The following is a 21,117-nucleotide window of genomic DNA, read 5'->3' on the forward strand; positions in this document are numbered from 1 at the left end:
GTCCCCCACCGTCCACCACCGCACCGCCCGATCCCCTGGAGCCGCCATGTTCCTCAGACGCCTCGCCGTGCTCGGTTGCGCGGCGCTCGGCCTCGGCCTGCTGCCGCCGGCCGCCGCCGTCGCGGAGTCCTCCGCCACGGGTTCCCCCACCACGGGGTCCTCCTTCGCGCCGCCCGACCCCGGGCGCGCCGTGCTCAGGGCCGGCGACGGCTGGGGCTCCGCCGAGGGCCCGGTCACCGGCGGCTCGGCGGCGGACGCCGAGCACGACTACACCGTCACCACCAGGGAGGAGCTGGCCGCCGCCCTGGCCGACGATCCGGGCGCGCCGCGGATCATCCGGATCCGCGGCACCATCGACGCCAACACCGACGCCGCGGGCAACCCGCTGAGCTGCGAGGACTACGCCACCGACGGCTACACCCTGGACGGCTACCTGGCCGCCTACGACCCCGGGACCTGGGGCGACGCCGACCCGTCCGGGCCGATGGAGGAGGCCCGCACCGCCTCCGAACTCCGCCAGCGCGCCCGGGTGGTGCTCTCGGTGCCGTCGGACACCACCATCGTCGGCGCGGGCCGGGGCGCCCGGCTGCTCGGCGCCACGCTCGACGTCCGGCGCCGGGAGAACGTCGTCGTCCGCGACCTCACCTTCGAGGACACCTTCGACTGCTTCCCCCAGTGGGACCCGACCGACGGCGAGTTCGGCGCCTGGAACTCCGAGTACGACAGCCTGGTGCTGTACGGCTCGCGCCGGGTCTGGGTGGACCACAACACGTTCACCGACGGCCGCCGCCCCGACGCCGAGCAGCCCGAGTACTTCGGCCGGCTCTTCCAGCAGCACGACGGCCAGCTGGACGTGGTGCGCGGCACCGACCTCGTCACGATCAGCTGGAACGTGTTCACCGAGCACGACAAGACCATGCTGATCGGCAACGGGGACGGCGCGGGCGCCGACGACCGCGGCCGGCTGCGGGTGACGCTGCACCACAACCTGTTCCACAACGTCAACTCCCGCACGCCGCGCGTCAGGTTCGGTCAGGTCGACGCCTACAACAACCACTTCAGGCAGGACCCGGGCGCGGCCTACAGCTACCACTGGGGGATCGGCCTCGAGTCGGCGCTGGTCGCCGAGTACAACGCGGTGACGCTGCCCGCCGACATCGCGCCGGCCGAGGTCATCCACCGCTGGAACCCGAACACCTCGATGACCGAGCACGGCAACCGGGTCAACGGCCGCCCCGTCGACCTGCTGGCCGCGCACAACGCCGCCAACCCGGACGCCGCGATCGGCTCCGACGCCGGTTGGACGCCGACGCTGCGGGCCCGCGTCGACCACCCCCTGGTGGTCCCGGCGCTGGTGGCCCTCTGGGCCGGGGCCTGACCGCCGGCTCGGGAACGAGACGTGCCGGCCGCGCCGTTGCACCGTCGACGGCGCGGCCGGCACGCCGATCACGCACGAAGGAGTGGGGAACATGACGACCCAGACCAGCGACCTGGCCGTCCAGGGCACGGTGGCCGAGGGATACGAGCCGGTGCGCGAGGAGTTCGCGGCGCTGCTCGCCGCGGAGCCCGAGCTGGCCGCCCAGGTGGCCGCCCACGTCGACGGCCGGCGGGTGGTCGACCTGTGGGGCGGGCCCGGCATGGCGGGGGACTCGCTGCTCGGCGTGTTCTCCTCCACCAAGGGTGCCGCGTTCCTGGTGGTCGCCCTGCTGGCCCAGGAGGGCGCGCTCGATCTCGACCGCGAGGTCGCGGCCTACTGGCCGGAGTTCGCCGCCGCGGGCAAGGCGGGCGTCACCGTGCGGGAGCTGCTGGGCCACCGGGCCGGTCTGGTCGGCGTCGACGGCGGTTTCTCGCTGGCCGAGGTGGCCGACGACGCCGCCCTGGCGGAGCGGCTGGCGCCGCAGCGCCCGTACTGGCGGCCCGGCACGGCCTTCGGCTACCACTCGCTGACCATCGGCGCGCTCGCCGCCGAACTGGTGCGGCGCGTCTCGGGCGCCACCCTGCGGGACGTCTACCGCGCCCGCCTCGCCGGGCCCCACGACGTCGACTTCCACCTCGGTGTGCCGGCGAGCGAACTGCCGCGGGTGATCGACGTGTTGCCGCCGCGACCGCCGGCCGTCGAGCCGGCGCCGATCGAACCGGACAGCCTGGCCGGCATCGCCTACAACCTCCAGCACCCGTCGTCGGTCGACCTGGCCGCGCTGCCCAACCTCCCGGAGATCAGGGCCGGCGGCCCCGCCTCGGTCGGCGGCGTCGGCTCGGCCCGCGGCCTCGCCGCGCTCTACGCGGCCGGGTTGGCCCTGCTGACGCCGGACACGCTGGCCGAGTGCGCCCAGCCGTACTCGACCGGCCGCGACCTGGTGCTCGGCATGGAACGCGCCCACGGCCTCGGCTTCATGGTCGCCGCGCCGTACCTCGGCGCCCGCGCCTTCGGCCACGACGGCGCCGGCGGCTCCATGGCGTTCGCCGACCCCGCGGCCGGCCTCGCCTTCGGCTACACCCGCCGCCGCGTGCCGACCCCGGGCGGCGCGGGCCCCGACGCCGAACGCCTGGCCACCACCACCCGCGCCTGCGTCCGCCGCCGACGGCGGTGACCCGCGGCGGCACGGCGCGCCGCGTGGGCGTCACCTTCGGTGAACGAGCCGCGTTCGGCCGATCGTTGACGGCCGACGCGTACCCGCCCACCGGCGGTGGCCGCCGGGGCACACGGTGCCCGGCAGCAAGCCTGCGGCGTGCCGCGCCGTGGCGCGTGGGCCCCGCGCCGCGCGGCAGCGAACCGGCGTCTCGGCCGAGGCCGGGCTACCCGCGCCGGGACGGGCGAGTCACCCCCGTGGCGCCGCGCAGCGATTCAGTGGGGCCAGATGGGCGGGTCGGTCACGAAGTGGCCGCCGAGTCGGGCCTGTTCAGGCCTCGTGAGGTCGAGTTCGCCGTGTTCGGCGAGCAGCTTGTCGGCGAACGGCTCGGAGTCGTCCTGGGGCCGGTAGCCGATGGCCTCGGCGGTCGAGAGGTCCCAGACGGAGCGGGTGTTGGCGGAGGAGCCGTAGACGATGGTGTGGCCCACGCCGGGCGCGCTGAGCGCCGCGTCGAACAGGCGGGCGCCGTCGGAGGGGCTGAGCCAGACCGAGAGCATCCGCACCGAGGTGGGTTCGGGGAAGCAGGAGCCGATGCGGACCGTGACGGTCTCGATGCGGTGCTTGTCCCAGTAGAGCTGGGCCAGGTCCTCGCCGAAGCACTTGGAGAGGCCGTAGAAGGTGTCGGGCCGGCGCGGGGTGTCGACCGGGACCGGCCGTTCGCCGGGGGCCGGCCAGGGGGTGAAGCCCACCGCGTGGTTGCTGGAGGCGAACACCACGCGCCGCACGCCCTCCTCGCGGGCCGCCTCGTACAGGTTGTAGGTACCCTCGATGTTGGCCCGCAGGATCTTCTCGAACGTGGACTCCAGGGAGATGCCCGCGAGATGGAGCACGGCGTCCACGCCGCGCACCGCGTCCCTGAGCGCCTGACGGTCCCCCAGGTCGGCGACGATCGCGTCGGGCACGCCGGGCACCGGCACCAGGTCGAGGCAGCGCAGCCGGTAACCGAACTGGGGCAGCAGCTCACGCATCAGCGTGCCGACGCCCCCCGCGGCGCCGGTGAGGAGAACGGTGCGTTCAGCGTGCTGAGCCGCGGCCATCTTCAGTTCCGTCCCGTCTGTATCGTTCATATATGGAAACAACCTAGGGCGTGGCTCCCCCCTCGTCAACGACACCTTGACCGCCGAATTGCGGCTCATCTAGCGTGTTCGTTCAGGAATGTGGACACCTGTCATGGACGTGCACAGGTGGGAACCCTCGCAGGGAGAAGCGAATGACGGAAGCCGGGTTGGCCGGGCGACTCGAAGGACTGCTCTTCTTTCCCGTGACGCCCTTCGACGCCACCGGCGCCCTCAACCTCGACGCCTACCGGGCCCACCTGCGGGCCGGCCTCGACGCCGGCGCCGGCGCGGTGTTCGCCGCCTGCGGCACCGGGGAGTTCCACGCCCTGACCCCCGACGAGTACCAGCGTTGCGTGGCCACCGCCGCCGAGGAGGCCGCCGGCCGGGTGCCCGTGGTCGCCGGCGTCGGCCACGGCACCGCCGTCGCCGCCGACCTGGCCCGCCGGGCCGAAGTGGCCGGCGCCGACGGCCTGCTCGTCCTGCCGCCCTACCTGGTGCGCCCCGGCCAGCGCGGCCTGCTGCGCCACTACCGCGAGCTGGCCGCCGCGACCCGGCTGCAACTCATCGTCTACCAGCGGGACAACGCCGTCCTCACCCCCGAGTCCGTCGCCCAACTCGCGGGCGACCCACGGATCATCGGCCTCAAGGACGGCCTCGGCGACCTCGACCTGCTCCAGCGCGTCATCTCCGCCGTCCGCACGGCCCACCCGGAACGCCCGGGGTTCCGCTACTTCAACGGCCTGCCCACCGCCGAACTCACCGGCCAGGCCTACCGGGGCCTCGGGGTCACGCTGTACTCCTCGGCCGTCTTCTGCTTCGTCCCCGAGATCGCCCTCGCCTTCCACGCCGCCCTCGGCCGGGACGACCACGACACCGTCCGCCGCCTGCTCGACGGCTTCTACCGGCCGTTGGTCGAGCTGCGCGACCGGGGCCACGGCTACGCGATCTCCCTCGTCAAGGCCGGGGTGCGGATCCGCGGCCTGGACGTCGGCGAGGTACGCGCCCCGCTGGCCGAGCCCGAGCCGGCGCACCTCGCCGAGCTCGCCACCCTGATCGAGAACGGCCTCGGCCTGCTGGACGGAGTGACCGCCTGATGCGCGCAGCCGCCTTCCTCTACCCGTGGGACGTGGTGGGCGACCCCGCCGCCGCCGACCGCGTCGCCGAGCTGGGCGTGGCCTCCGTCACCCTCGCCTCGGCCTACCACTCCACCCGGGCCCTGACCCCGCGCCACCCCGCGCACCGGATCGTCACCGCCCGGCACTCCGCCGTCTACTACCCACCCGACGAGGCCCGCTGGGCGGGCCGCCGGCTGCGCCCGTACCGCCAGGACTGGGTGCCGGGCGACGACCCCTACGGCGCGGCCGCCGAGCGGCTGGCCGCCGCCGGCGTCGAGACGCACAGCTGGGTGATCCTCGCCCACAACGGCCGGCTCGGCGCCGAGCACCCCGAGTCCACCGTGGTCAACGCGCACGGCGACCACTACCCGTGGGCGCCCTGCGTCGCCCGCCCCGAGGTGCGCGAGTACGCCGCGACGCTGGCCGTCGAGGCCGCCGTCCGCCCCGGGGCCGCCGGCACCGAGCTGGAGTCCTGCGGCTGGTACGGCCTCGACCACCTGCACGCCCACGACAAGATCGGCGGCGCCTCGCTCGGCCCGGTCGGCGGCCAGCTGATGTCGCTCTGCTTCTGCGGGGTCTGCCGCGCCGGCTACGCCGACCACGGCGCCGACCCGGAGGAGCTGCGCGCGGCCGTCGGGCGCGCGCTGGCGCCGTTCTGGGCCGGCGTCGGCCGCCCGGCACCGCCGGTCGCCGGCGGCGAGTGGGCGGCCGTCGTCGAGCTGCTCGGCGCCGACCTGGCCGCCGCCGCGGCCGGCTGGCGCGCCGCCGTCGCCAGCTCCTTCCAGCGGGAGACGGTCGCCGCCGTCCGGGCCGCGGCACCCGCCGGCTTCCGGGTGCTGCTGCACGCCGAGCCGGCCCCGCACCGGCTCGGCGCCAACGCGGGCGTCGACCCGGCCGACGTCCTGGCGCACGCCGACGGCGTGGTGGTGCCCTGCACCGGCGGCGACGCCGTCCGGGCCGCCGGGCTCGGGCCCTTCGTCCCCCATCGCGGGCCCGGCACCACGCTCGCCGCGAACCTCCAGGTGGTCGCCGGGATGGGCGGCCGGCCCCGCGAGCTGGCGGCCGACGCCGCGCACGCCGCCGCGCTCGGCGCCACCGAACTGCGGCTCTACCACGCGGGCCTGGCCAGCGACGACGACCTGACGGCGGTGCGGGAGGCCCTGGCGAAGCTCTGAGACCGGCGGGGGGCCGGCCCGGGAAGCGCAGGCGGCGATTCGGTAACGGTGCGGCATCGTGTTACATGGAGAAAACCCACGAACCCCACTGAGCGGGCACAATCCCTCAGTCCCCACCCGCCTGTCGTCAAGGATTCAACGATGCCGTCATCGCCGCTCGCCCGCCTGGACTCCTACTTCCAGATATCCGAGCGGGGCTCCACCATGGGCCGGGAGATACGCGGCGGTTTCGCCACGTTCTTCACCATGGCCTACATCCTGGTGTTGAACCCGATCATCCTGAGCGGTGCCACCGACATCAACGGCGACCAGCTCTCCTTCCCGCAGCTGGTGACCGTCACCGCGCTCGTCGCGGCCGTGATGACGGTGCTGATGGGCGTCACCGCCAACCTGCCGCTGGCGCTCGCCGCCGGCCTCGGCATCAACGCCATGGTGGCCTTCCAGATCGCGCCCCGGATGACCTGGCCCGAGGCCATGGGCCTGGTGGTGCTGGAGGGCATCATCCTGTGCGCGCTCTCCGCCACCGGGCTGCGGGAGTCCGTGATGAACGCGATCCCGATGGCGCTCAAGCAGGCCATCGGCGTCGGCATCGGACTGTTCATCGCGCTGATCGGCTTCGTGGACGCCGGCTTCGTCGCCGGCCACGAGGGCGCTCCGCCGCTCTCCCTCGGCGGCTCCGGCGAGCTGCACGGCTGGCCGTCCCTGGTCTTCTGCGTCGGCGTGCTGCTGACGTTCGCGCTGCTGGCCCGCAGGGTCAAGGGCGCCATCCTGATCAGCATCCTGGCCACCACCGTGCTGGCGATGGTGATCAACGCGATCGCCGACATCGACGACGCGGCCTGGGGCCTGTCGGTGCCCACGGTGCCCGACGAGATCGTGGCCAGCCCCGACTTCGGCCTGCTCGGCCAGTTCAGCCTGTTCGGCGCGTTCGGCGAGATCACGTTCATCACCGTGGTGCTGCTGGTCTTCACGCTCTTCCTGACCGACTTCTTCGACACGATGGGGACCGCCGTCGCCGTCAGCGGCGAGGCCGGGCTGCTCGACGAGCGCGGCCGGGTGCCGCGGCTCGGCCGGATGCTGTTCGTCGACGGCCTCGCCGCCGCGGCCGGCGGCGCCGCCTCGGCGTCCTCCAACACCTCGTACATCGAGTCGGCCGCCGGCGTCGGCGAGGGCGCCCGCACCGGCTTCGCCAACCTGGTCACCGGCGGCCTCTTCGCGCTCGCCCTGTTCTTCTCGCCGCTGGCCGCCGTCGTCCCCTCGCAGGCCGCGGCCCCCGCGCTGGTGGTGGTGGGCTTCCTGATGATGGTCCAGGTCGGCACGATCGACTGGAGCGACCACACGCTGGCCATCCCCGCGTTCGTGACCATCGTCGTGATGCCGTTCACCTACTCCATCACCAACGGCATCGGCGCCGGCTTCATCGCCTACGTCCTGCTGAAGGTCGTCCACGGCCGGGCCCGCGACGTCAACTGGCTGCTGTGGATCACCGCGGCGCTGTTCGCCGTCTACTTCGCCATCGACCCGATCCGCCAGGCGCTCGGTGTCGACTGACGACGACGGCCGGCGGCGCGGGCTCGCCCGCCGCACGGCCCGCGTCCTGCTGCTCGACGCCGCCGAGCGGCTGCTGCTCTTCCGGATGGCGCCGCCCTCGGGCGGCGCCGAGTGGCTCACCCCCGGCGGGGGCGTCGGCCGCGGCGAGCCGCTGGCCGCCGCGGCGGCCCGCGAGCTGTGGGAGGAGACCGGGCTGCGCGCCGCCCCCGCCGAGCTGGGCCGGCCGGTGGCGCTCACCGGCGGCTACGCCGACCTGGGGTGGAAGCGCGGCCGGTTCGAGGACGTCTTCTTCCTGCACCGGGTCGACACGCACGAGGTGGACACCGGCCGGATGGAGCCCTACGAACGCGGCACCACCACCGGCCACCGCTGGTGGCCGGTCGCCGAGCTGGCCACCACGGCGGAGCGCGTCATCCCGCTCGGCCTGCCGGAACTGCTCCCCGGCCTGCTCGCCGGCCGACTCCCCGCCGAACCGGTGCGGTTGCCCTGGCACCACTGACCGAGCCGGCGACCGGACCGGGCCTAGAGGTGGCGGGTCGCCATCGCCAGCCGGTCGCGGGCGTCGAACAGGGCCTCCTTGACCAGCTGTTCGTGCGCCGGCGTGAGACGGGCCACCGGGACGGAGCAACTGAGCGCGTCCCGGGCCGGGGTGCGGTAGGGGACGGCGACGCCGAAGCAGCTGAGCCCCAGCGTGTTCTCCTCGCGGTCCACCGCGTAGCCCCGCTCCCGCACCTCGTGCAGCTCCTCGATCAGCCGCTCCCGGTCGGTGATCGTGTGCTCGGTCAGCCGCTCCAGCTTCTCCGGCAGCAGCCTGCGCACCTGCTCGTCCGGGTGGGTGGCGAGCAACGCCTTGCCGAGCGAGGTGGAGTGCGCCGGCAGCCGACGGCCGACCCGGGTGAAGGGGCGCAGGTAGTGCTCGGAGGCGCGGGTCGCGAGGTAGACGACGTTGGTGCCGTCGAGCCTGGCCAGGTGGATGGTCTCGGTGGTGTCGTCGGAGAGCCGGTCGAGCGTCGGCCGCGCCGCCGCGACCACCTCGTCGCCGTCGATGTACGAGGTGCCGACCAACAGGGCCCGCACGCCGATGCCGTAGCGGGTGCCGGTGGCGTCCGTCTCCACCCAGCCCAGCTCGACCAGGGTGCGCAGCAGCATGTACAGGCTGGACTTGGGGTAGCCGACCGACGCCTGGACGTCCGCGAGCGAGTGCATGCCCGGCCGTCCGGCGAAGAACTCCAGCAGCTCGACCGTGCGCACCGCCGACTTGACCTGGGGCGCCCCCGGCGTCTCGCTCGCTGACATCGACCTTGACCCCCTTGTTCGAGCCGCTATAGAGTCCCCACGGATATTCACATACAGGGACGATGTTCAGAATCCCGAACAGTAGCACGCGTCCAGCAGGAGGATCGATTCCGGTGGCAGTACCAGTGTGGAGCGTGGACCCGCGAACCGGAAAGCAGCGGGAGCAGGTCGCTACCGAGGCCACGGCGGCGGAGGTGGACGCCGCGGTCCGCGCCGCGCACGCCACCCGGGCCGCCCTCGCCGACCGCGACACCCGGATCGCGCTGCTGCGCGCCGCCGCCGACCAGTTGGAGGCCGACGGCGAGGCGATCCTCGCGGCCGCCGACGCCGAGACCGCCCTCGGCAGCGCCCGCCTCACCGGTGAACTCGCCCGCACCACAGGGCAGTTGCGTGCCTTCGCGGACGAGGTCGCGGACGGCGGCTACCTGGACGTGATCATCGACCACGCCGACGGCTCGCTCACCCCGCCCCGCCCCGACCTGCGCCGCTACAAGATCCCGCTGGGCGTCGCCGCCGTCTACTCCGCCTCCAACTTCCCGCTCGCGTTCTCCGTCCCCGGCGGCGACACCGCGAGCGCGCTCGCCGCCGGCTGCCCCGTCGTGGTCAAGGCGCATCCCGACCACCCGGCCACCTCCGAGCTCACCGGCGCCGCGCTGCGCCGGGCCGCCGCCCGGGTCGGCCTTCCCGAGGACGTCGTCACCGTCGTGCACGGCTTCGAGGCCGGCGTCGAGCTGATCAGGCACCCGCTGGTCGGCGCGGCCGGCTTCACCGGCTCGATCCGCGGCGGCCGGGCGCTGTTCGACGCCGCCGCCGCCCGTCCGGCGCCCATCCCGTTCTACGGCGAACTCGGCAGCCTCAACCCGGTGGTCGTCACCGAGGCCGCCGCCGGCGAGCGGGCCGGCGAGATCGGCGGCGGCCTGGCCGGCTCCATGACCATGGGCGTCGGCCAGTTCTGCACCAAGCCGGGCCTGGTCTTCGCGCCCGCCGGCACCGCGGGCGACGAACTGGTCGACGCGCTCACCAAGAAGGTCGGCGAGGCCGCCCCCGGCGTGCTGCTCGACGGCCGGATGCGGGAGGCGTTCCTGGCCGGCGTCGGCGAACGCGCCGCCCTGGACGGCGTCGAGGCCCCCGTCGCGGCCGGCCCGGGCGACGCGCGCACGGTCGCCGCCGGCTTCCTCACCGTCGCCGCCGACCGGCTCGCCGCCGAGGGGCCGCACGACCTGCTGCTCGAGGAGTGCTTCGGCCCGCTCACCGTCGTCGTCCGCTACACCGACGCCGACCAGATCACCGCCGTGCTCTCCCGGCTCCCCGGCAACCTCACCGCCACCCTCCACCTCAGCGAGGCCGAGGGCGCGGGGGACGGCGGCCAGGGCGGCCGGCTGCTCGCCGAACTCACCCCGATCGCCGGCCGGATCCTGGTCAACGGCTGGCCCACCGGCGTCGCCGTCACGCCCGCCCAGCACCACGGCGGCCCCTACCCGGCCACCACCTCCACCTCGACCTCGGTCGGCGTCACCGCCATCGAGCGCTGGCTGCGGCCGGTCAGCTACCAGAGCGCGCCGCCCGCGCTGCTGCCGCCCGAACTGCGGGAGGACAACCCGCTCGGCCTGCCGCGCCGGGTCGACGGCCGCCGCGAGCACTGAGCGATCGCCCCCCGTCCGGGGCGCAGCGTAGACACACCGTCATACAGACGGCGGAGTTCACCATTCCGGTGAATAGGCCGTATGTATGGCGGTGGTCTTCCGTTCACCTTCAGGGCTTCTCGATGCCATCGACTCCTCCTAGCCTCCACGTCACCGATCCCCCCAGATTCATCAGGACGTGAGGACTCGCGATGTCAGCACAGCGCCCGGTCTTTCCCGAGGTCGACCCGGACGAGGTGAGCTCCAACCCCTCCGGCAACCGCACGTTCGGGGAGGTCGTCGAGCGGCGGATGTCCCGCCGCGCGGCACTCAAGGGCGGAACGGTGGCCGCCGCCGGCTTCCTGGTCGCGGCCCAGCTCGGCTCGACCGCCGTCGCCGCCGAGCCCACCAGGGCCCCCGCCGGCCGCGGCGGTGGCCGCCACCCGCTGCTGGGCTTCGACCCGGTCTCGGTCAGCCGTGACGACACCCTCGTCGTCCCCGAGGGCTACCAGACCCAGGTCCTGATCCCCTGGGGCACCCCGATCCGCCCGAGCGGCCCGCGCTGGAGCAAGGACGCCTCCAACTCCGCGGCCGAGCAGGCCCAGCAGGTCGGCATGAACCACGACGGCATGCACTTCTTCCCGCTCGGCAACGGGCGCGAGGGCAGTCGCCGCGGCATGCTGGTCGTCAACCACGAGTACGTCGACCAGCAGCTCCTCTTCCCCGACGGGGACGAGGAGATGACCACGGAGAAGGTCGACAAGGCGGTCGCCGCGCACGGCGTCAGCGTCGTCGAGATCGAGCGCCGCGACGGCGGTTGGCGGGTCGCCGAGTCCCGCCGCGCCCGCCGGATCACCGGCGACACCCCCGTCGACTTCTCCGGTCCGGTCCGCGCCTCGCACCCGAGCCTCCGCGCCGCCGACCGGCCCGCCGGCACGCTCAACAACTGCTCCAACGGCTACACCCCGTGGGGCACGTACCTGACGTGCGAGGAGAACTGGAACAACTACTTCGGCACCGAGGACGCCGACTGGGAGCCCACCCCCAGCCAGGCCCGCTACGGCGTCAGCAGCGCCGGCGGCGGCTACCGCTGGCACGAGGCCGATTCGCGCTTCGACCTGGCCGCCAACCCGAACGAGATCAACCGCTTCGGCTGGGTCGTCGAGATCGACCCGATGAAGCCGGACGCCAAGCCCGTCAAGCGCACCGCGCTCGGCCGCGTCAAGCACGAGGGCTGCACGGTCACCGAGTCCCGCGGCCGCGTCGTCGCCTACACCGGTGACGACCAGGACGGCGACTACATCTACAAGTTCGTCGGCGACGGCAACTGGCGCGTGCAGCGGGCGCTCGGCCGCAGCCCGCTCGACCACGGCACCCTGTACGTCGCCCGCTTCGAGGACGACGGCAACGGCGAGTGGCTGCCGCTCGTCCACGGTCGCGGCCCGCTCACCCGGCAGAACGGCTGGGCCGACCAGGCCGACGTGCTGCTCCGCACCCGCGAGGCGGCCGACGCGGTGGGCGCCACCCGGATGGACCGCCCCGAGTGGATCGCCGTCAACCCGCGCAACCAGGACGTCTACTGCACGCTCACCAACGGCAGCGGCTGGAACAACGCGGTCAACCCGCGCAAGCCCAACCCGTACGGGCACATCGTCCGGTGGACCGAGAAGCGGCGCGACAACACCTCGACCACCTTCGAGTGGGACATCTTCGTGCTCGCGGGCGACCCCGAGTACGACCCGGCCGTCGAACTGGACGAGACCAACGTCTTCGGTTCGCCCGACGGCCTGGCGTTCGACGAGGACGGCCGGCTCTGGATCCTCACCGACGTCTCCAACTCCTCGCAGAATCTGCCCTCCAGGGGCTACGACAACATCGGCAACAACCAGCTGCTGGTCGCGGACCCCGACACCGGTGAGATCCGCCGCTTCCTGACCGGCCCGCGCGGCGCCGAGATCACGAGCGTGGCCTTCACGCCGGACCAGAAGACCCTCTTCGTCAACGTCCAGCACCCCGGCGAGGCCACCACCGCCTGGGGCGCCCCGTCCCCGGAGAACCCCCGCGCGGTCAGCAACTGGCCCGACTTCGACCCGGAGGGCCGCCCCCGCTCCGCCACCGTCGTCATCACCCGCACCGACGGCGGCGTGATCGGCGCGTAGCCCGAGCCGCGGCACCGCAGGCAGGGGGGCGGCCCGGAACCGGGCCGCCCCCTCGCCATGTCCGTTGCTACATCGCGGCCCCGGCCGGCTGGCGCAGGGTGACGTTCATCCGGTTCCAGGCGTTGATCGCCGCGATGGCCACCACCAGCCCGGCCAGCTGCTCCTCGTCGAAGTGCCTGGCCGCCTCGTCCCACACCTCCGTCGGGACGCCCTCGGGGTTGTCCGCGATCCGCGTCGCCGACTCGGCGAGCGCCAGCGCCGCCCGTTCGGCGTCCGTGAAGTACGGTGCCTCCCGCCAGGCCGCGACCGAGAACAGCCGCTCGTCGGTCTCGCCGGCCCGCTGGGCGTCCTTGGCGTGCATGTCCACGCAGAAGCCGCAGCCGTTGATCTGGCTCACCCGCAGCTTCACCAACTCCCGGACGGCGTGCGGCAGCGTCGTCGACCCGACGTACGCCTCCACCGCCTGCATGCCGAGGATCCCCTTGGCCGCCGACTTCCTGAGGCTCATCCGTGCCCGCATGTCTCTCGCTCTCCTCTTCCCACTCGTCTCATCCTGGAGTTCCAGGACCTTTGATATCCAGATTTTGGGCGGGGTGCGCGACGGGCCTCCCGCCGCGCACCCTAGGGTCGGCGGCTGGCGAACCAGTCGCGGGTCCGCTGCGGGGTCCGCGGATGGCGCCGCTCCACCGTGGCCCTGATGTCGGCCAGCGTCTGCCCGGCCAACTCCTTGCGCCAGGCCAGCTCGGCCCGCCGCATGGACTGCGAGACCGCGCACGTCAGCCGGTAGTCGACGTCCTCCCGGCCGTCGGGCCCCTTCCGCAGCACCTGCTCGCAGCGGAACGCCTCGCCAGGACCCTCGATCGCCGTCACCACGTCGAGCAGCGTGATGCGCTCGGGTTCGCGTGCCAGCCGGAAGCCGCCGCGCGGGCCGGGGGTCGAGGTGACGATCCCGGCCCTGGCCAACGCCTGGAGCTGCTTGTTCAGATAGGCCGCCGGCAGCTCGTAGAACGCCGCCAGCCGCGCCGCCGTCACCGCCTGGCCGGGCTCGGCCCAGGCCAGGTTCAGGCAGCTGTGCAGCGCCCACTCGACGCCCTCGCTCATCCGCATGCGCTCATCCTCCTAATCTGGACTCTAGACATCCAGAATTGGTTTCGCAACCCCGGTCCGCGTGCGATCAGAGAGGCAAGGGGAGAAGGGTGAGATCGATGACGACCACCGTAGGACAGGGCGAGTTCCGCTTCGTGCCCCAGGAGTCGTGGGCCCGGCTGCCCGCCGACCTCGCGCTCGGCGAGGTGGCGGGCATCGCCGTCGACCACGACGACCGGGTCTACCTCTTCAACCGCGGCCCGCACCCGGTCGTGGTCCTCGAACGCGACGGCACCTTCGTCGCCACCTGGGGCGCCGGCGTCTTCACCAACCCGCACGGCGCCGCCCTGGGCCCCGACGGCACGATCCTCCTCACCGACAACGGCGACCACACGGTGCGCCGGTTCACCCTCGACGGCGAACCGCTGCTGGAGATCGGGATACCCGGGCAGCCGTCCCCGTTCCTGAGCGGCACCCCGTTCCACCGCTGCACCCACAGCGCGGTCGGTCCAGGCGGGGAGATCTACGTCTCCGACGGCTACGGCAACGCCCGCGTCCACGTCTTCTCGACCGACGGGCGCCTCGTCGGCGGCTGGGGTGAACCGGGCGCCCGACACGGCCAGTTCAACCTGCCGCACAACATCGCCTGCGACGAGCGCGGCCGGGTATACGTCGCCGACCGGGAGAACCACCGGGTCCAGATCTTCGCCGCCGACGGCACCTACCTCTCCAGCGTCACCAGCGTGCACCGCCCCAGCGGCATGACCCTCACCGGCGGCCCGGACCCCCTCGTCCTGGTCGGCGAGTTGGCGCCCTACCTGCCCGTCAACCACGACAGCCACCACCTCGGCCCCCGCGTCACCGTCGTCCGCGCGGACGGCACCGTCGTCTCCACGCTGGCCGCCGAGCCCAGCCGGGGCACGGGCCCCGGCCAGTTCCTCTCCCCGCACGCCCTCGCCCTCGACTCGCACGGCGACCTCTACGTCGGCGACGTCGGCGTCACCGACTGGGCCGACCTGTTCCCCGGCACCCCGCGGCCGGACCGGATCCGCCCCTTCCAGAAGCTGGCCCGCGTCCGCACCGGGGCCTGACGGCGACGACCGGTCCCGGCATCGCCCGGCGGTCAGCGGCGGCCCGATCCGGAGGCGACGAAGGCGCGCAGGCGGTCGAGGCCCGCGTCGATCTGCTCGGGGGAGACGGCGCTGACGGACAGCCGAAGCTGGTTCCTGCCACCGGCCCCGTCGTAGAAGTGCCCCATCGGGGTCCACAGCACGCCGTGCCGCTCGGCGCACTCCATGAGCGCCGCGTCGTCCGCGGGAAAGGGAAGGGTGACCACGACGAAGTAGCCGCCCTCGGGCGCGTTCCAGGCGACCCCCGACTCCTCCGCGGCGGGGAAGCGCCGAGCCAGCCCGTCGAGCAGCAGCCGGAGGTGCGCCCGGTAGACGGCGCTGGTCCTTCTGTTGGCCCCGACGAGGCTGAAGCCGTTCTCCAGCAACATGCCGCCCACCAGCGCCTGCGCCACCGGAGGCGTGTTCACCGTGAGCATGCTCTTGACCTTGGCGAGTTCGTCGGCCAGGAGCGACGAGCCACCGTCCGGAGAGCTGACGCGCTGGTCGGCGACGACATAGCCGACGCGGGCCCCCGGGAAGCCGGTCTTGGCCAGCGACCCCAGATAGACGACGTCGCCACGGTCGTCCAGCGACTTGAGGGTGGGCAACCGCCGGCCCTCGGCCGCCGGAAAGAGCCCGTACGGGTTGTCCTCCAGCAACAGCAGGTCGTGCTCCGCGGCGACGTCGAGCAGATCGTGGCGCGCGGCGACCGGCAGCCTCGCCCCTGACGGGTTGGCGAAGTCGGGGATGAGGTAGCAGGCGCGCGGGCGCTTCCCCGCCGCGCGGGCGGCGGCGGCCGCGGTGGCCAGGGCGGTCGGGTCCACGCCGCGCGGACCTTCGGGTACCGGCCATACCGGCAGGTCGACGAGCCGTGCGGCGCCGAGCGCGCCGACGTAGCCCGGAGACGTCGCCAGCAGCACGTCGTGCGCGTCCCGGCGCAGCGTGCGCAGTACCAGGACGAGCGCCTCCTGGCAGCCCACGGTCACCACGATGCTCTCGGCGTCGGCCTCGATCCCCTCGTCGACCACGAGGTTCCTGGCGATGAGGTCGTGGATGATCCCCTTCGTACGGCCGTACTGGAAGAGCGTCCTGACGATCGTGGCGTCGTCCGCTCCTCGTTCCCTCGCGAGATAGCGGCAGAAGGCGCGCAGGTAACGGTCCAGGTCATCGACCCGGAAGAAGTTCTCGTAGGGCCGACCCGCCGCGAAGGAGATCGCCCGGGGGAACCGTTCGGCCGCCTCGTTCAGGAACCGCATCGACTCCAGGGCCGGATCGGACAGCGACGGGTGCAGGTCCTCGCGCCGTATGGTCATCCACTCGCCGTTCGCCGGTGCTGTCCGCCCCGTGGGATCTCGGACAGGACGAGTTCGGCCGCCTCGCCGACGTCCCGGCATCCGGCCAGTGCCATGGCATCGTCCAGCTCCTGCCGCAGCAACGAGAGCACATGCTCCACGCCCCGCCGTCCGCCGACCGCGAGTCCCCACAGGACCGGTCGACCGAGCAGCACGCCCGAGGCGCCCCGGGCGAGCGCCCTGAGCACGTCGGCTCCGGAGCGCACCCCGCCGTCGTAGAGCACGGCGATCCCTGGGGGCGTCGCCTCACGGATCGCCGGCAGCGCCTCGAATCCCGGTACGGCGCCGTCCAGTTGCCTGCCGCCGTGGTTCGAGACGATCAGTCCCTGGACGCCGGAGGCGGCCGCCCGCCGCGCGTCCTCGGGATGCAGGACGCCCTTCAGGATCAGCGGCATTCCGGTCTGTTCCCGCAGCCACTCCAGATCCTCCCACCGCAGCGCGGGGTCGAAGGCCTCGCGGGTGTGGCGGGCCACCGCCGACATCCCGACCCGGCGGCGCCGGGTGGTCTCGCCGGCCGGCTCTCCGAGGTGCGCGGCGCCGACGCCGGGGGGCAGGGCGAAGGAGTTCCGCATGTCGCGCAGCCGCCGCCCCATCCTGGGCACGTCCACGGTGAGGACCAGCGCGCGGCAGCCGGCCGCCTCGGCCCGGGCCAGCACGCCGCTCATGGCCTCCCGGTCCCGAAGCGGGTACATCTGGAACCAGAGCGCGGCCCCCGTCTCCGCGATCTCCTCCACCGGCACGCTGCTCAGCAACGGCACGACGAAGGGGACCCCGGCGCGCCGCGCGGCCTCGGCCGACGCCACCTCCCCCGCAGGGTGCACGAGCCGCTGGTAGGCCATGGGGGCGACGGCGACGGGCATGGCGGCCGCCTCCCCGGCCAGGGGCGCGGCGGTGGAGACACGGGAGACGTCCCGCAGGACGCGCGGTACCAGGTACCGGGCGTCGAGCGCCGCCCGGTTCGCCACCAGGCTCCGCTCCTCCCCGCTGCCCCCCTGGACGAAGTCCCAGACGGCGCGCGGCATGGCCGTCCGGGCGGCGCGTTCCACGTCCGCGAGGGCGAGCAGGCCGCCCAACGCCCGATCCGGGTGGGTCATTTCGCGGACCGCGCGCCACCGGGGGCGGTGCTGTCCAGCTCGACGGCCTCGTAGAGCGCCTTGATGTTCCCACTGCCGAAGGTCTCGGCGCCGAAGCGTTCGATGATCTCCATGAACAGCGTCCGCCGCGGGTGCCGGGACCGCGTGAATATCTGGTAGAGCTGCCCGGAGTGGTCGGCGTCCGCCAGGATGTTGAGCCTCATGAGCGCGTCGACGCCGTGCCGGTCCAGGTCCATGCGTTCCGGCAGAAGCGTGTAGTACGCGCGAGGGGTCTCCAGGAACTCCACGCCGTTGGCCCGCAACATGCCGACGGCTCGGACGATGTCGTCGGCGGAGAACGCCACATGCTGTACCCCCGCCCCGCCGTGGTTTTTGAGGAACTCGTCGATCTGACCGGCCTCCCGGGTGGTGTCGGGCTCGATCAGGGTGAACGTCACGTCTCCCCGGGCGTTCTGGACGACCTGCGAGTTCATCGACTGGTTCCCCACGACGATCCGCTCCTCGAAGATCATGCGGAAACCGAGCGCGACCTCGTAGAAGGCGACGGTCGCGGCCAGCTCACCGGCCGGGACGCAGACGGCGAAGTGGTCTACCGCCCCGAGTCGGACGGGCTGCGCCGTCCCGGGCGGCTCCTGGTCGCACGGCACCAGACCAGGGGGCAGTGGCACGCGGCGAGCGGTGGGTTCGGCCGGGCCGCCCGGTGCCCCGGGATGCTGGACGAAGGCGAGTCTGACACCGCCGAAACCCGCGACCTCGGCGACCGCCGGCCCGGCGGGTCCTTCCGGACGGTGCGGGGCGGCGACCGGCGACGCCCCGGCATCGACCGCCGCGGCGTAGGCCGCCGCCGCGTCGTCGGTGCGCAACGCGACGACGGCCACCCCGTCCCCGTGCTCCTGGACGTACTCGGAGGCGGGGTGCTCGTCCGCGAGCCCCTGGGTGAGCACGAGCAGGATCCGGCCCTGCCGAACGGCGACGCTCCGGTGCGTCGCCGCGTCCGGGGCGAGGCGGCCGGCCACCTCGAAGCCGTACTCCCGAACGAAGTCTCCGGCGCTGGCTTCGGCGTCGGTCACATAAAGCTCGACGTACTCGAGACTGGTTTCCACGGACACGTCCGGCATGACTCCTCGATTCTGCTTCGACAGTGCGGACACCGACAGCCGTTCCAGCCGTCTCATTCGGGGGTGATCGGCCGTGGGCCGTCCGGGTGTTCACCCCGGAGCCACAGCGACAGGACCCTCCCCACCTCCCTGGCCGCCGCGGGACGCATGATGCTGTAGTGGTCGGCCGCGACCTGCTGCTCCACCACCCGCCCGGTCACCGCCCGTTCCCAGAGTTCGGCGGTCAGACCCGACGGGCGATCGGTCGAGGCCGAGAAGAAGAGCAGGTCCCCCTGGAACTTCCGAGGGGAGAAACCGTTGGCGAGGCGGCTGTTGCGCAGCGCGGCGTCGACCAGCGCGCCGGCGTCCGCCAGCCCGGTGGCCTCGCTCACCGCCGCGACGACCTCCGCGCGCCCGGCGGTCACGGCCCGGGCGGTCCGGCCGCCCGACGGGTCGACGCTGCTCAGCAGGGCGTCCAGAACCTCCCTGTTCTCGTGGGGGGCGACGCCCGCGTCGGGCCCTGGGCGCCGTGGGTAGGCATCGATGAGCGCCAGCACCGACACCTCCTCACCCCGCTCCTGCAGCGTCGTGGCCATGGCGTGGGCGATGAGGCCGCCGAGCGACCAACCCATCAGGCGGTACGGCCCCGTTGGCTGGACCAGCCGGATTCGTGTCAGGTACTCCTGGGCCAGGTCGTCCAGCGAGCCGAGGGGGGTCGCGGCGGGCGCGGCACCGGTGGCCTGAAGGCCGTACAGCGGCTGTTCACCGCCGAGATGCGGGAGCAGCGCGGTGTAGCTCCAGCTCAGGCCCAGGATCGGGTGGACGCAGAACAGGGGGAGTTCGGCGCCGGTGGTCCGCAAGGCGAGCAGGACGTCGGTCAGCCCGCGTTCGCCTTCCCTCCCCATCCGCTTCGCGAGACCTCGGGGCGTGGGGGAGCGGAAGACGTCGTGAAGGGTGAGCGCGCCGCCCGGCAGCTCGCGCAGTCGACGCAGCAGTTGGACGGCCAGCATCGAGTGGCCGCCGAGGTCGAAGAAGTCGTCGTCGGGAGCCACCTCGTCAACCCACAACAGCGCGGCGAACACCTCGCAGAGCAGCTTCTCGCGCGGGCTCCGCACTCTTCGGCCGTCGAGGGCGAGCTCGGGCGCGGGCAGCGCGTCCCGGTCGACCTTGCCGTTGGGCGTGAGGGGCAGCGCGGGCAGCGCCACCACCGTGGTCGGCACCATGTAGGCGGGCAGGACCCCGGCCAGGTGCTCGGGCACGCTCCTCGTCAACGAGTCCGGTTCCCGGCCCGCCACGTAGGCGACGAGCCGTCGGTCCCCGAAGGTGTCCGTGCGGGCCACGACGGCGACCTGGTTGACGCCGGGATGACCGGACACGGCGGCCTCGACCTCGCCGAGTTCGACCCGGAAGCCGGAGATCTTCACCTGATCGTCCCGGCGTCCGACGAATTCGAGGGCGCCGCCCGGCCGCAGCCGTGCCATGTCGCCCGTGCGGAACATCCTCGTGCCCGGCGGCCCGAACGGATCCGGCACGAACCGGGTGGCCGAGGCTTCGGGCCGATCGAGGTAGCCGCGTGCCAGGCCGCTGCCGGCCACGTACAGCTCGCCCGTCCCTCCCTCGACCACCGGGCTCAGCCCGTCGTCCAGCAGCCTCACCCGCATCGCCGAGCGCGCCTCGCCCAGCGGCAGCCGTTCGGCACTGGGCGGCTCCCGTATCAGGCAGTGCGTGGCGAACAGCGTCACCTCGGTGGGACCGTAGAGGTGCCGTACGGCGATTCCGGGGCACTGCTCGAGGACGCGTCGGACCCCGCGGGGCGAGACCACGTCGCCGCCGGTCAGCAGTTCCACGAGACCGGCGAACGCCCCGGGGGACTCCTCGGCCATGGCCCCGAACAGGCCGGCGGTCAGGTGAACCGCCGTCAGTCCGTGCGCCGCCACCATGTCCCGCAGCTCGTCGGCGACCAGCGCCCCCGGGGGCGCCAGGACCACCCGCCCGCCGTTGAGCAACGGCACCCAGAGCTCGTACGTGGAGATGTCGAACGCGTAGGGAGCGTGCAGGAGTACGGCCCGCGCGGCCGCCCCCCAGCACTCGTCCGCCGCGAGGTCGGCCACCCCCTGGTGGGAGACGGCGACGCCCTTCGGCTGCCCGGTCGAGCCCGAGGTGTGCATGATGTACGCCAGCGACAGCGGATGCGCCGGGCCGGGCGGGTCCTCCTCCGGCGGCGCGTTCCCCCGAACCTCCCGCCACGGGCCGTCGTCCTCGGTCCCGGGCTCGTCCACGGTCAGGACCCGCGCCCGGTGATCGAACCGGAAGACGTGCGAGGCGCGATCGGTGAGCAGCACCTCGGCCCCCGTGTCCCGCATGACCCACGCCATGCGGGCCGGTGGGTACCCCGTGTGCAGCGGCACGTAGGCCGCTCCCGCCTTGGCGATCGCGAGGAGCGACACCACGAGGTCGGCGGACCTTTCCTGCAGGACCGCGACCCTGGACTCGTGGCCCACGCCCAGGCGGCGCAGGAGCCGGGCCATCCGGTCGGCCCGCTCGTCCAGTTCCGCGTAGCGGAGTTCGGTGTCGCCGCACACCACCGCGACGGCGTCGGGCCGAAGCCGCACCTGGGCCGTGAAACGGGCCGGGATCGTGGCGGGAACCTGGGACTCAGCAGGCATGGGTTTCTCGACTTCCGTGTGGGCCCGGTGCGGTGCGCGCGTGACTGGCGACGAGGGGCCGGCGGCGGCCCGGATGCCTGACGGCGACCCTAGGCCCGGCCATGTGC

At 73.5% G+C, this 21,117-nt stretch carries 17 protein-coding genes; 9 read left to right on the forward strand and 8 right to left on the reverse strand.

Annotation, left to right across the window (positions count from 1 at the left end):
- Positions 1–46: 46 nt before the first annotated feature.
- Both E1283_RS02420 and E1283_RS02425 read left to right on the forward strand, forming a co-directional pair.
- The gene (locus tag E1283_RS02420) at positions 47–1,378 is read left to right on the forward strand and encodes a pectate lyase family protein (protein ID WP_132816052.1); all 1,332 of its coding nucleotides are present in this window, start codon (positions 47–49) and stop codon (positions 1,376–1,378) included.
- A 91-nt stretch (positions 1,379–1,469) separates the two neighbouring features.
- A complete protein-coding gene (locus E1283_RS02425; protein ID WP_132816054.1) occupies positions 1,470–2,591 on the forward strand; it encodes a serine hydrolase domain-containing protein in 1,122 nt (373 codons plus the stop codon).
- A 254-nt stretch (positions 2,592–2,845) separates the two neighbouring features.
- On the opposite strand, the gene E1283_RS02430 is transcribed toward E1283_RS02425, so the two are convergent.
- On the reverse strand, positions 2,846–3,667 hold the full coding sequence (locus tag E1283_RS02430; RefSeq protein WP_132816056.1) for an NAD-dependent epimerase/dehydratase family protein: 822 nt from the start codon (positions 3,665–3,667) through the stop codon (positions 2,846–2,848).
- Positions 3,668–3,840: 173 nt separating this feature from the next.
- Here E1283_RS02430 and E1283_RS02435 point away from each other — a divergent pair, with 173 nt between their 5' ends.
- From E1283_RS02435 to E1283_RS02450, 4 genes are all read left to right on the forward strand, one after another.
- Positions 3,841–4,782, forward strand: coding sequence for a 5-dehydro-4-deoxyglucarate dehydratase (locus E1283_RS02435; protein ID WP_132816058.1), 942 nt, complete (start codon positions 3,841–3,843; stop codon positions 4,780–4,782).
- Positions 4,782–5,978, forward strand: a complete 1,197-nt coding sequence (locus tag E1283_RS02440; protein WP_132816060.1) for a hypothetical protein — start codon at positions 4,782–4,784, stop codon at positions 5,976–5,978. Before E1283_RS02435 ends, E1283_RS02440 begins: the two co-directional genes overlap by 1 nt.
- 141 nt (positions 5,979–6,119) lie before the next feature.
- Positions 6,120–7,529 (forward strand): NCS2 family permease, encoded by a 1,410-nt coding sequence (locus E1283_RS02445; RefSeq protein ID WP_132816062.1) that lies wholly within the window; start codon positions 6,120–6,122, stop codon positions 7,527–7,529.
- Positions 7,519–8,028, forward strand: a complete 510-nt coding sequence (locus E1283_RS02450) for an NUDIX hydrolase (protein WP_132816064.1) — start codon at positions 7,519–7,521, stop codon at positions 8,026–8,028. Before E1283_RS02445 ends, E1283_RS02450 begins: the two co-directional genes overlap by 11 nt.
- A 23-nt stretch (positions 8,029–8,051) precedes the next feature.
- Here E1283_RS02450 and E1283_RS02455 read toward each other — a convergent pair whose 3' ends face one another.
- The gene (locus tag E1283_RS02455) at positions 8,052–8,825 is read right to left on the reverse strand and encodes an IclR family transcriptional regulator (RefSeq protein WP_132816066.1); all 774 of its coding nucleotides are present in this window, start codon (positions 8,823–8,825) and stop codon (positions 8,052–8,054) included.
- A gap of 113 nt (positions 8,826–8,938) precedes the next feature.
- Between E1283_RS02455 and E1283_RS02460 the strand changes: the two genes are divergently transcribed.
- Together E1283_RS02460 and E1283_RS02465 are read left to right on the forward strand one after the other, a co-directional pair.
- Positions 8,939–10,468: an aldehyde dehydrogenase (NADP(+)) gene (locus E1283_RS02460; protein WP_425086126.1), complete on the forward strand. Its 1,530-nt coding sequence runs from the start codon at positions 8,939–8,941 to the stop codon at positions 10,466–10,468.
- 191 nt (positions 10,469–10,659) lie between these two features.
- Positions 10,660–12,606, forward strand: a complete 1,947-nt coding sequence (locus tag E1283_RS02465; RefSeq protein WP_132816069.1) for a PhoX family protein — start codon at positions 10,660–10,662, stop codon at positions 12,604–12,606.
- 67 nt (positions 12,607–12,673) lie between these two features.
- On the opposite strand, the gene E1283_RS02470 is transcribed toward E1283_RS02465, so the two are convergent.
- A complete protein-coding gene (locus tag E1283_RS02470) occupies positions 12,674–13,126 on the reverse strand; it encodes a carboxymuconolactone decarboxylase family protein (RefSeq protein ID WP_132816071.1) in 453 nt (150 codons plus the stop codon).
- A 101-nt stretch (positions 13,127–13,227) separates the two neighbouring features.
- Positions 13,228–13,713: an RrF2 family transcriptional regulator gene (locus tag E1283_RS02475; RefSeq protein ID WP_243744550.1), complete on the reverse strand. Its 486-nt coding sequence runs from the start codon at positions 13,711–13,713 to the stop codon at positions 13,228–13,230.
- A gap of 98 nt (positions 13,714–13,811) precedes the next feature.
- Between E1283_RS02475 and E1283_RS02480 the strand changes: the two genes are divergently transcribed.
- Positions 13,812–14,783 carry a peptidyl-alpha-hydroxyglycine alpha-amidating lyase family protein gene (locus E1283_RS02480; protein ID WP_132816073.1) on the forward strand — a complete coding sequence of 324 codons (972 nt, stop codon included), beginning with the start codon at positions 13,812–13,814 and terminating at the stop codon, positions 14,781–14,783.
- Between the two features lie 32 nt (positions 14,784–14,815).
- Here the strand turns inward: E1283_RS02480 and E1283_RS02485 are convergent, their stop codons facing one another.
- The 4 genes from E1283_RS02485 to E1283_RS02500 all read right to left on the reverse strand — a co-directional run bounded on the left by E1283_RS02485 (position 14,816) and on the right by E1283_RS02500 (position 21,010).
- A complete protein-coding gene (locus E1283_RS02485; RefSeq protein ID WP_132816075.1) occupies positions 14,816–16,114 on the reverse strand; it encodes an aminotransferase-like domain-containing protein in 1,299 nt (432 codons plus the stop codon).
- On the reverse strand, positions 16,111–17,247 hold the full coding sequence (locus tag E1283_RS02490; protein ID WP_132816077.1) for an alpha-hydroxy acid oxidase: 1,137 nt from the start codon (positions 17,245–17,247) through the stop codon (positions 16,111–16,113). The genes E1283_RS02485 and E1283_RS02490 overlap by 4 nt, the downstream gene beginning before the upstream one ends.
- Positions 17,244–18,356 (reverse strand): 4-hydroxyphenylpyruvate dioxygenase, encoded by a 1,113-nt coding sequence (gene hppD, locus E1283_RS02495; RefSeq protein ID WP_243744551.1) that lies wholly within the window; start codon positions 18,354–18,356, stop codon positions 17,244–17,246. Before hppD ends, E1283_RS02490 begins: the two co-directional genes overlap by 4 nt.
- A gap of 62 nt (positions 18,357–18,418) precedes the next feature.
- Entirely contained in the window at positions 18,419–21,010 is a 2,592-nt protein-coding gene (locus E1283_RS02500) for an amino acid adenylation domain-containing protein (protein ID WP_165955985.1), read from the reverse strand.
- Positions 21,011–21,117: the final 107 nt, after the last annotated feature.

Origin of the sequence: Streptomyces hainanensis (assembly GCF_004348415.1) — a bacterium.
GTDB lineage: Bacteria > Actinomycetota > Actinomycetes > Streptomycetales > Streptomycetaceae > Streptomyces > Streptomyces hainanensis.

Bases quoted from the DNA above. Each gene is read 5' to 3' on its own strand.
- E1283_RS02420 (WP_132816052.1), top strand. From the start codon at position 47: ATGTTCCTCAGACGCCTCGCCGTGCTCGGTTGCGCGGCGCTCGGCCTC.
- E1283_RS02425 (WP_132816054.1), top strand. From the start codon at position 1,470: ATGACGACCCAGACCAGCGACCTGGCCGTCCAGGGCACGGTGGCCGAG.
- E1283_RS02430 (WP_132816056.1), bottom strand. From the start codon at position 3,667: ATGGCCGCGGCTCAGCACGCTGAACGCACCGTTCTCCTCACCGGCGCC.
- E1283_RS02435 (WP_132816058.1), top strand. From the start codon at position 3,841: ATGACGGAAGCCGGGTTGGCCGGGCGACTCGAAGGACTGCTCTTCTTT.
- E1283_RS02440 (WP_132816060.1), top strand. From the start codon at position 4,782: ATGCGCGCAGCCGCCTTCCTCTACCCGTGGGACGTGGTGGGCGACCCC.
- E1283_RS02445 (WP_132816062.1), top strand. From the start codon at position 6,120: ATGCCGTCATCGCCGCTCGCCCGCCTGGACTCCTACTTCCAGATATCC.
- E1283_RS02455 (WP_132816066.1), bottom strand. From the start codon at position 8,825: ATGTCAGCGAGCGAGACGCCGGGGGCGCCCCAGGTCAAGTCGGCGGTG.
- E1283_RS02465 (WP_132816069.1), top strand. From the start codon at position 10,660: ATGTCAGCACAGCGCCCGGTCTTTCCCGAGGTCGACCCGGACGAGGTG.
- E1283_RS02470 (WP_132816071.1), bottom strand. From the start codon at position 13,126: ATGCGGGCACGGATGAGCCTCAGGAAGTCGGCGGCCAAGGGGATCCTC.
- E1283_RS02475 (WP_243744550.1), bottom strand. From the start codon at position 13,713: ATGCGGATGAGCGAGGGCGTCGAGTGGGCGCTGCACAGCTGCCTGAAC.
- E1283_RS02480 (WP_132816073.1), top strand. From the start codon at position 13,812: ATGACGACCACCGTAGGACAGGGCGAGTTCCGCTTCGTGCCCCAGGAG.
- E1283_RS02485 (WP_132816075.1), bottom strand. From the start codon at position 16,114: ATGACCATACGGCGCGAGGACCTGCACCCGTCGCTGTCCGATCCGGCC.
- E1283_RS02490 (WP_132816077.1), bottom strand. From the start codon at position 17,247: ATGACCCACCCGGATCGGGCGTTGGGCGGCCTGCTCGCCCTCGCGGAC.
- E1283_RS02500 (WP_165955985.1), bottom strand. From the start codon at position 21,010: ATGCCTGCTGAGTCCCAGGTTCCCGCCACGATCCCGGCCCGTTTCACG.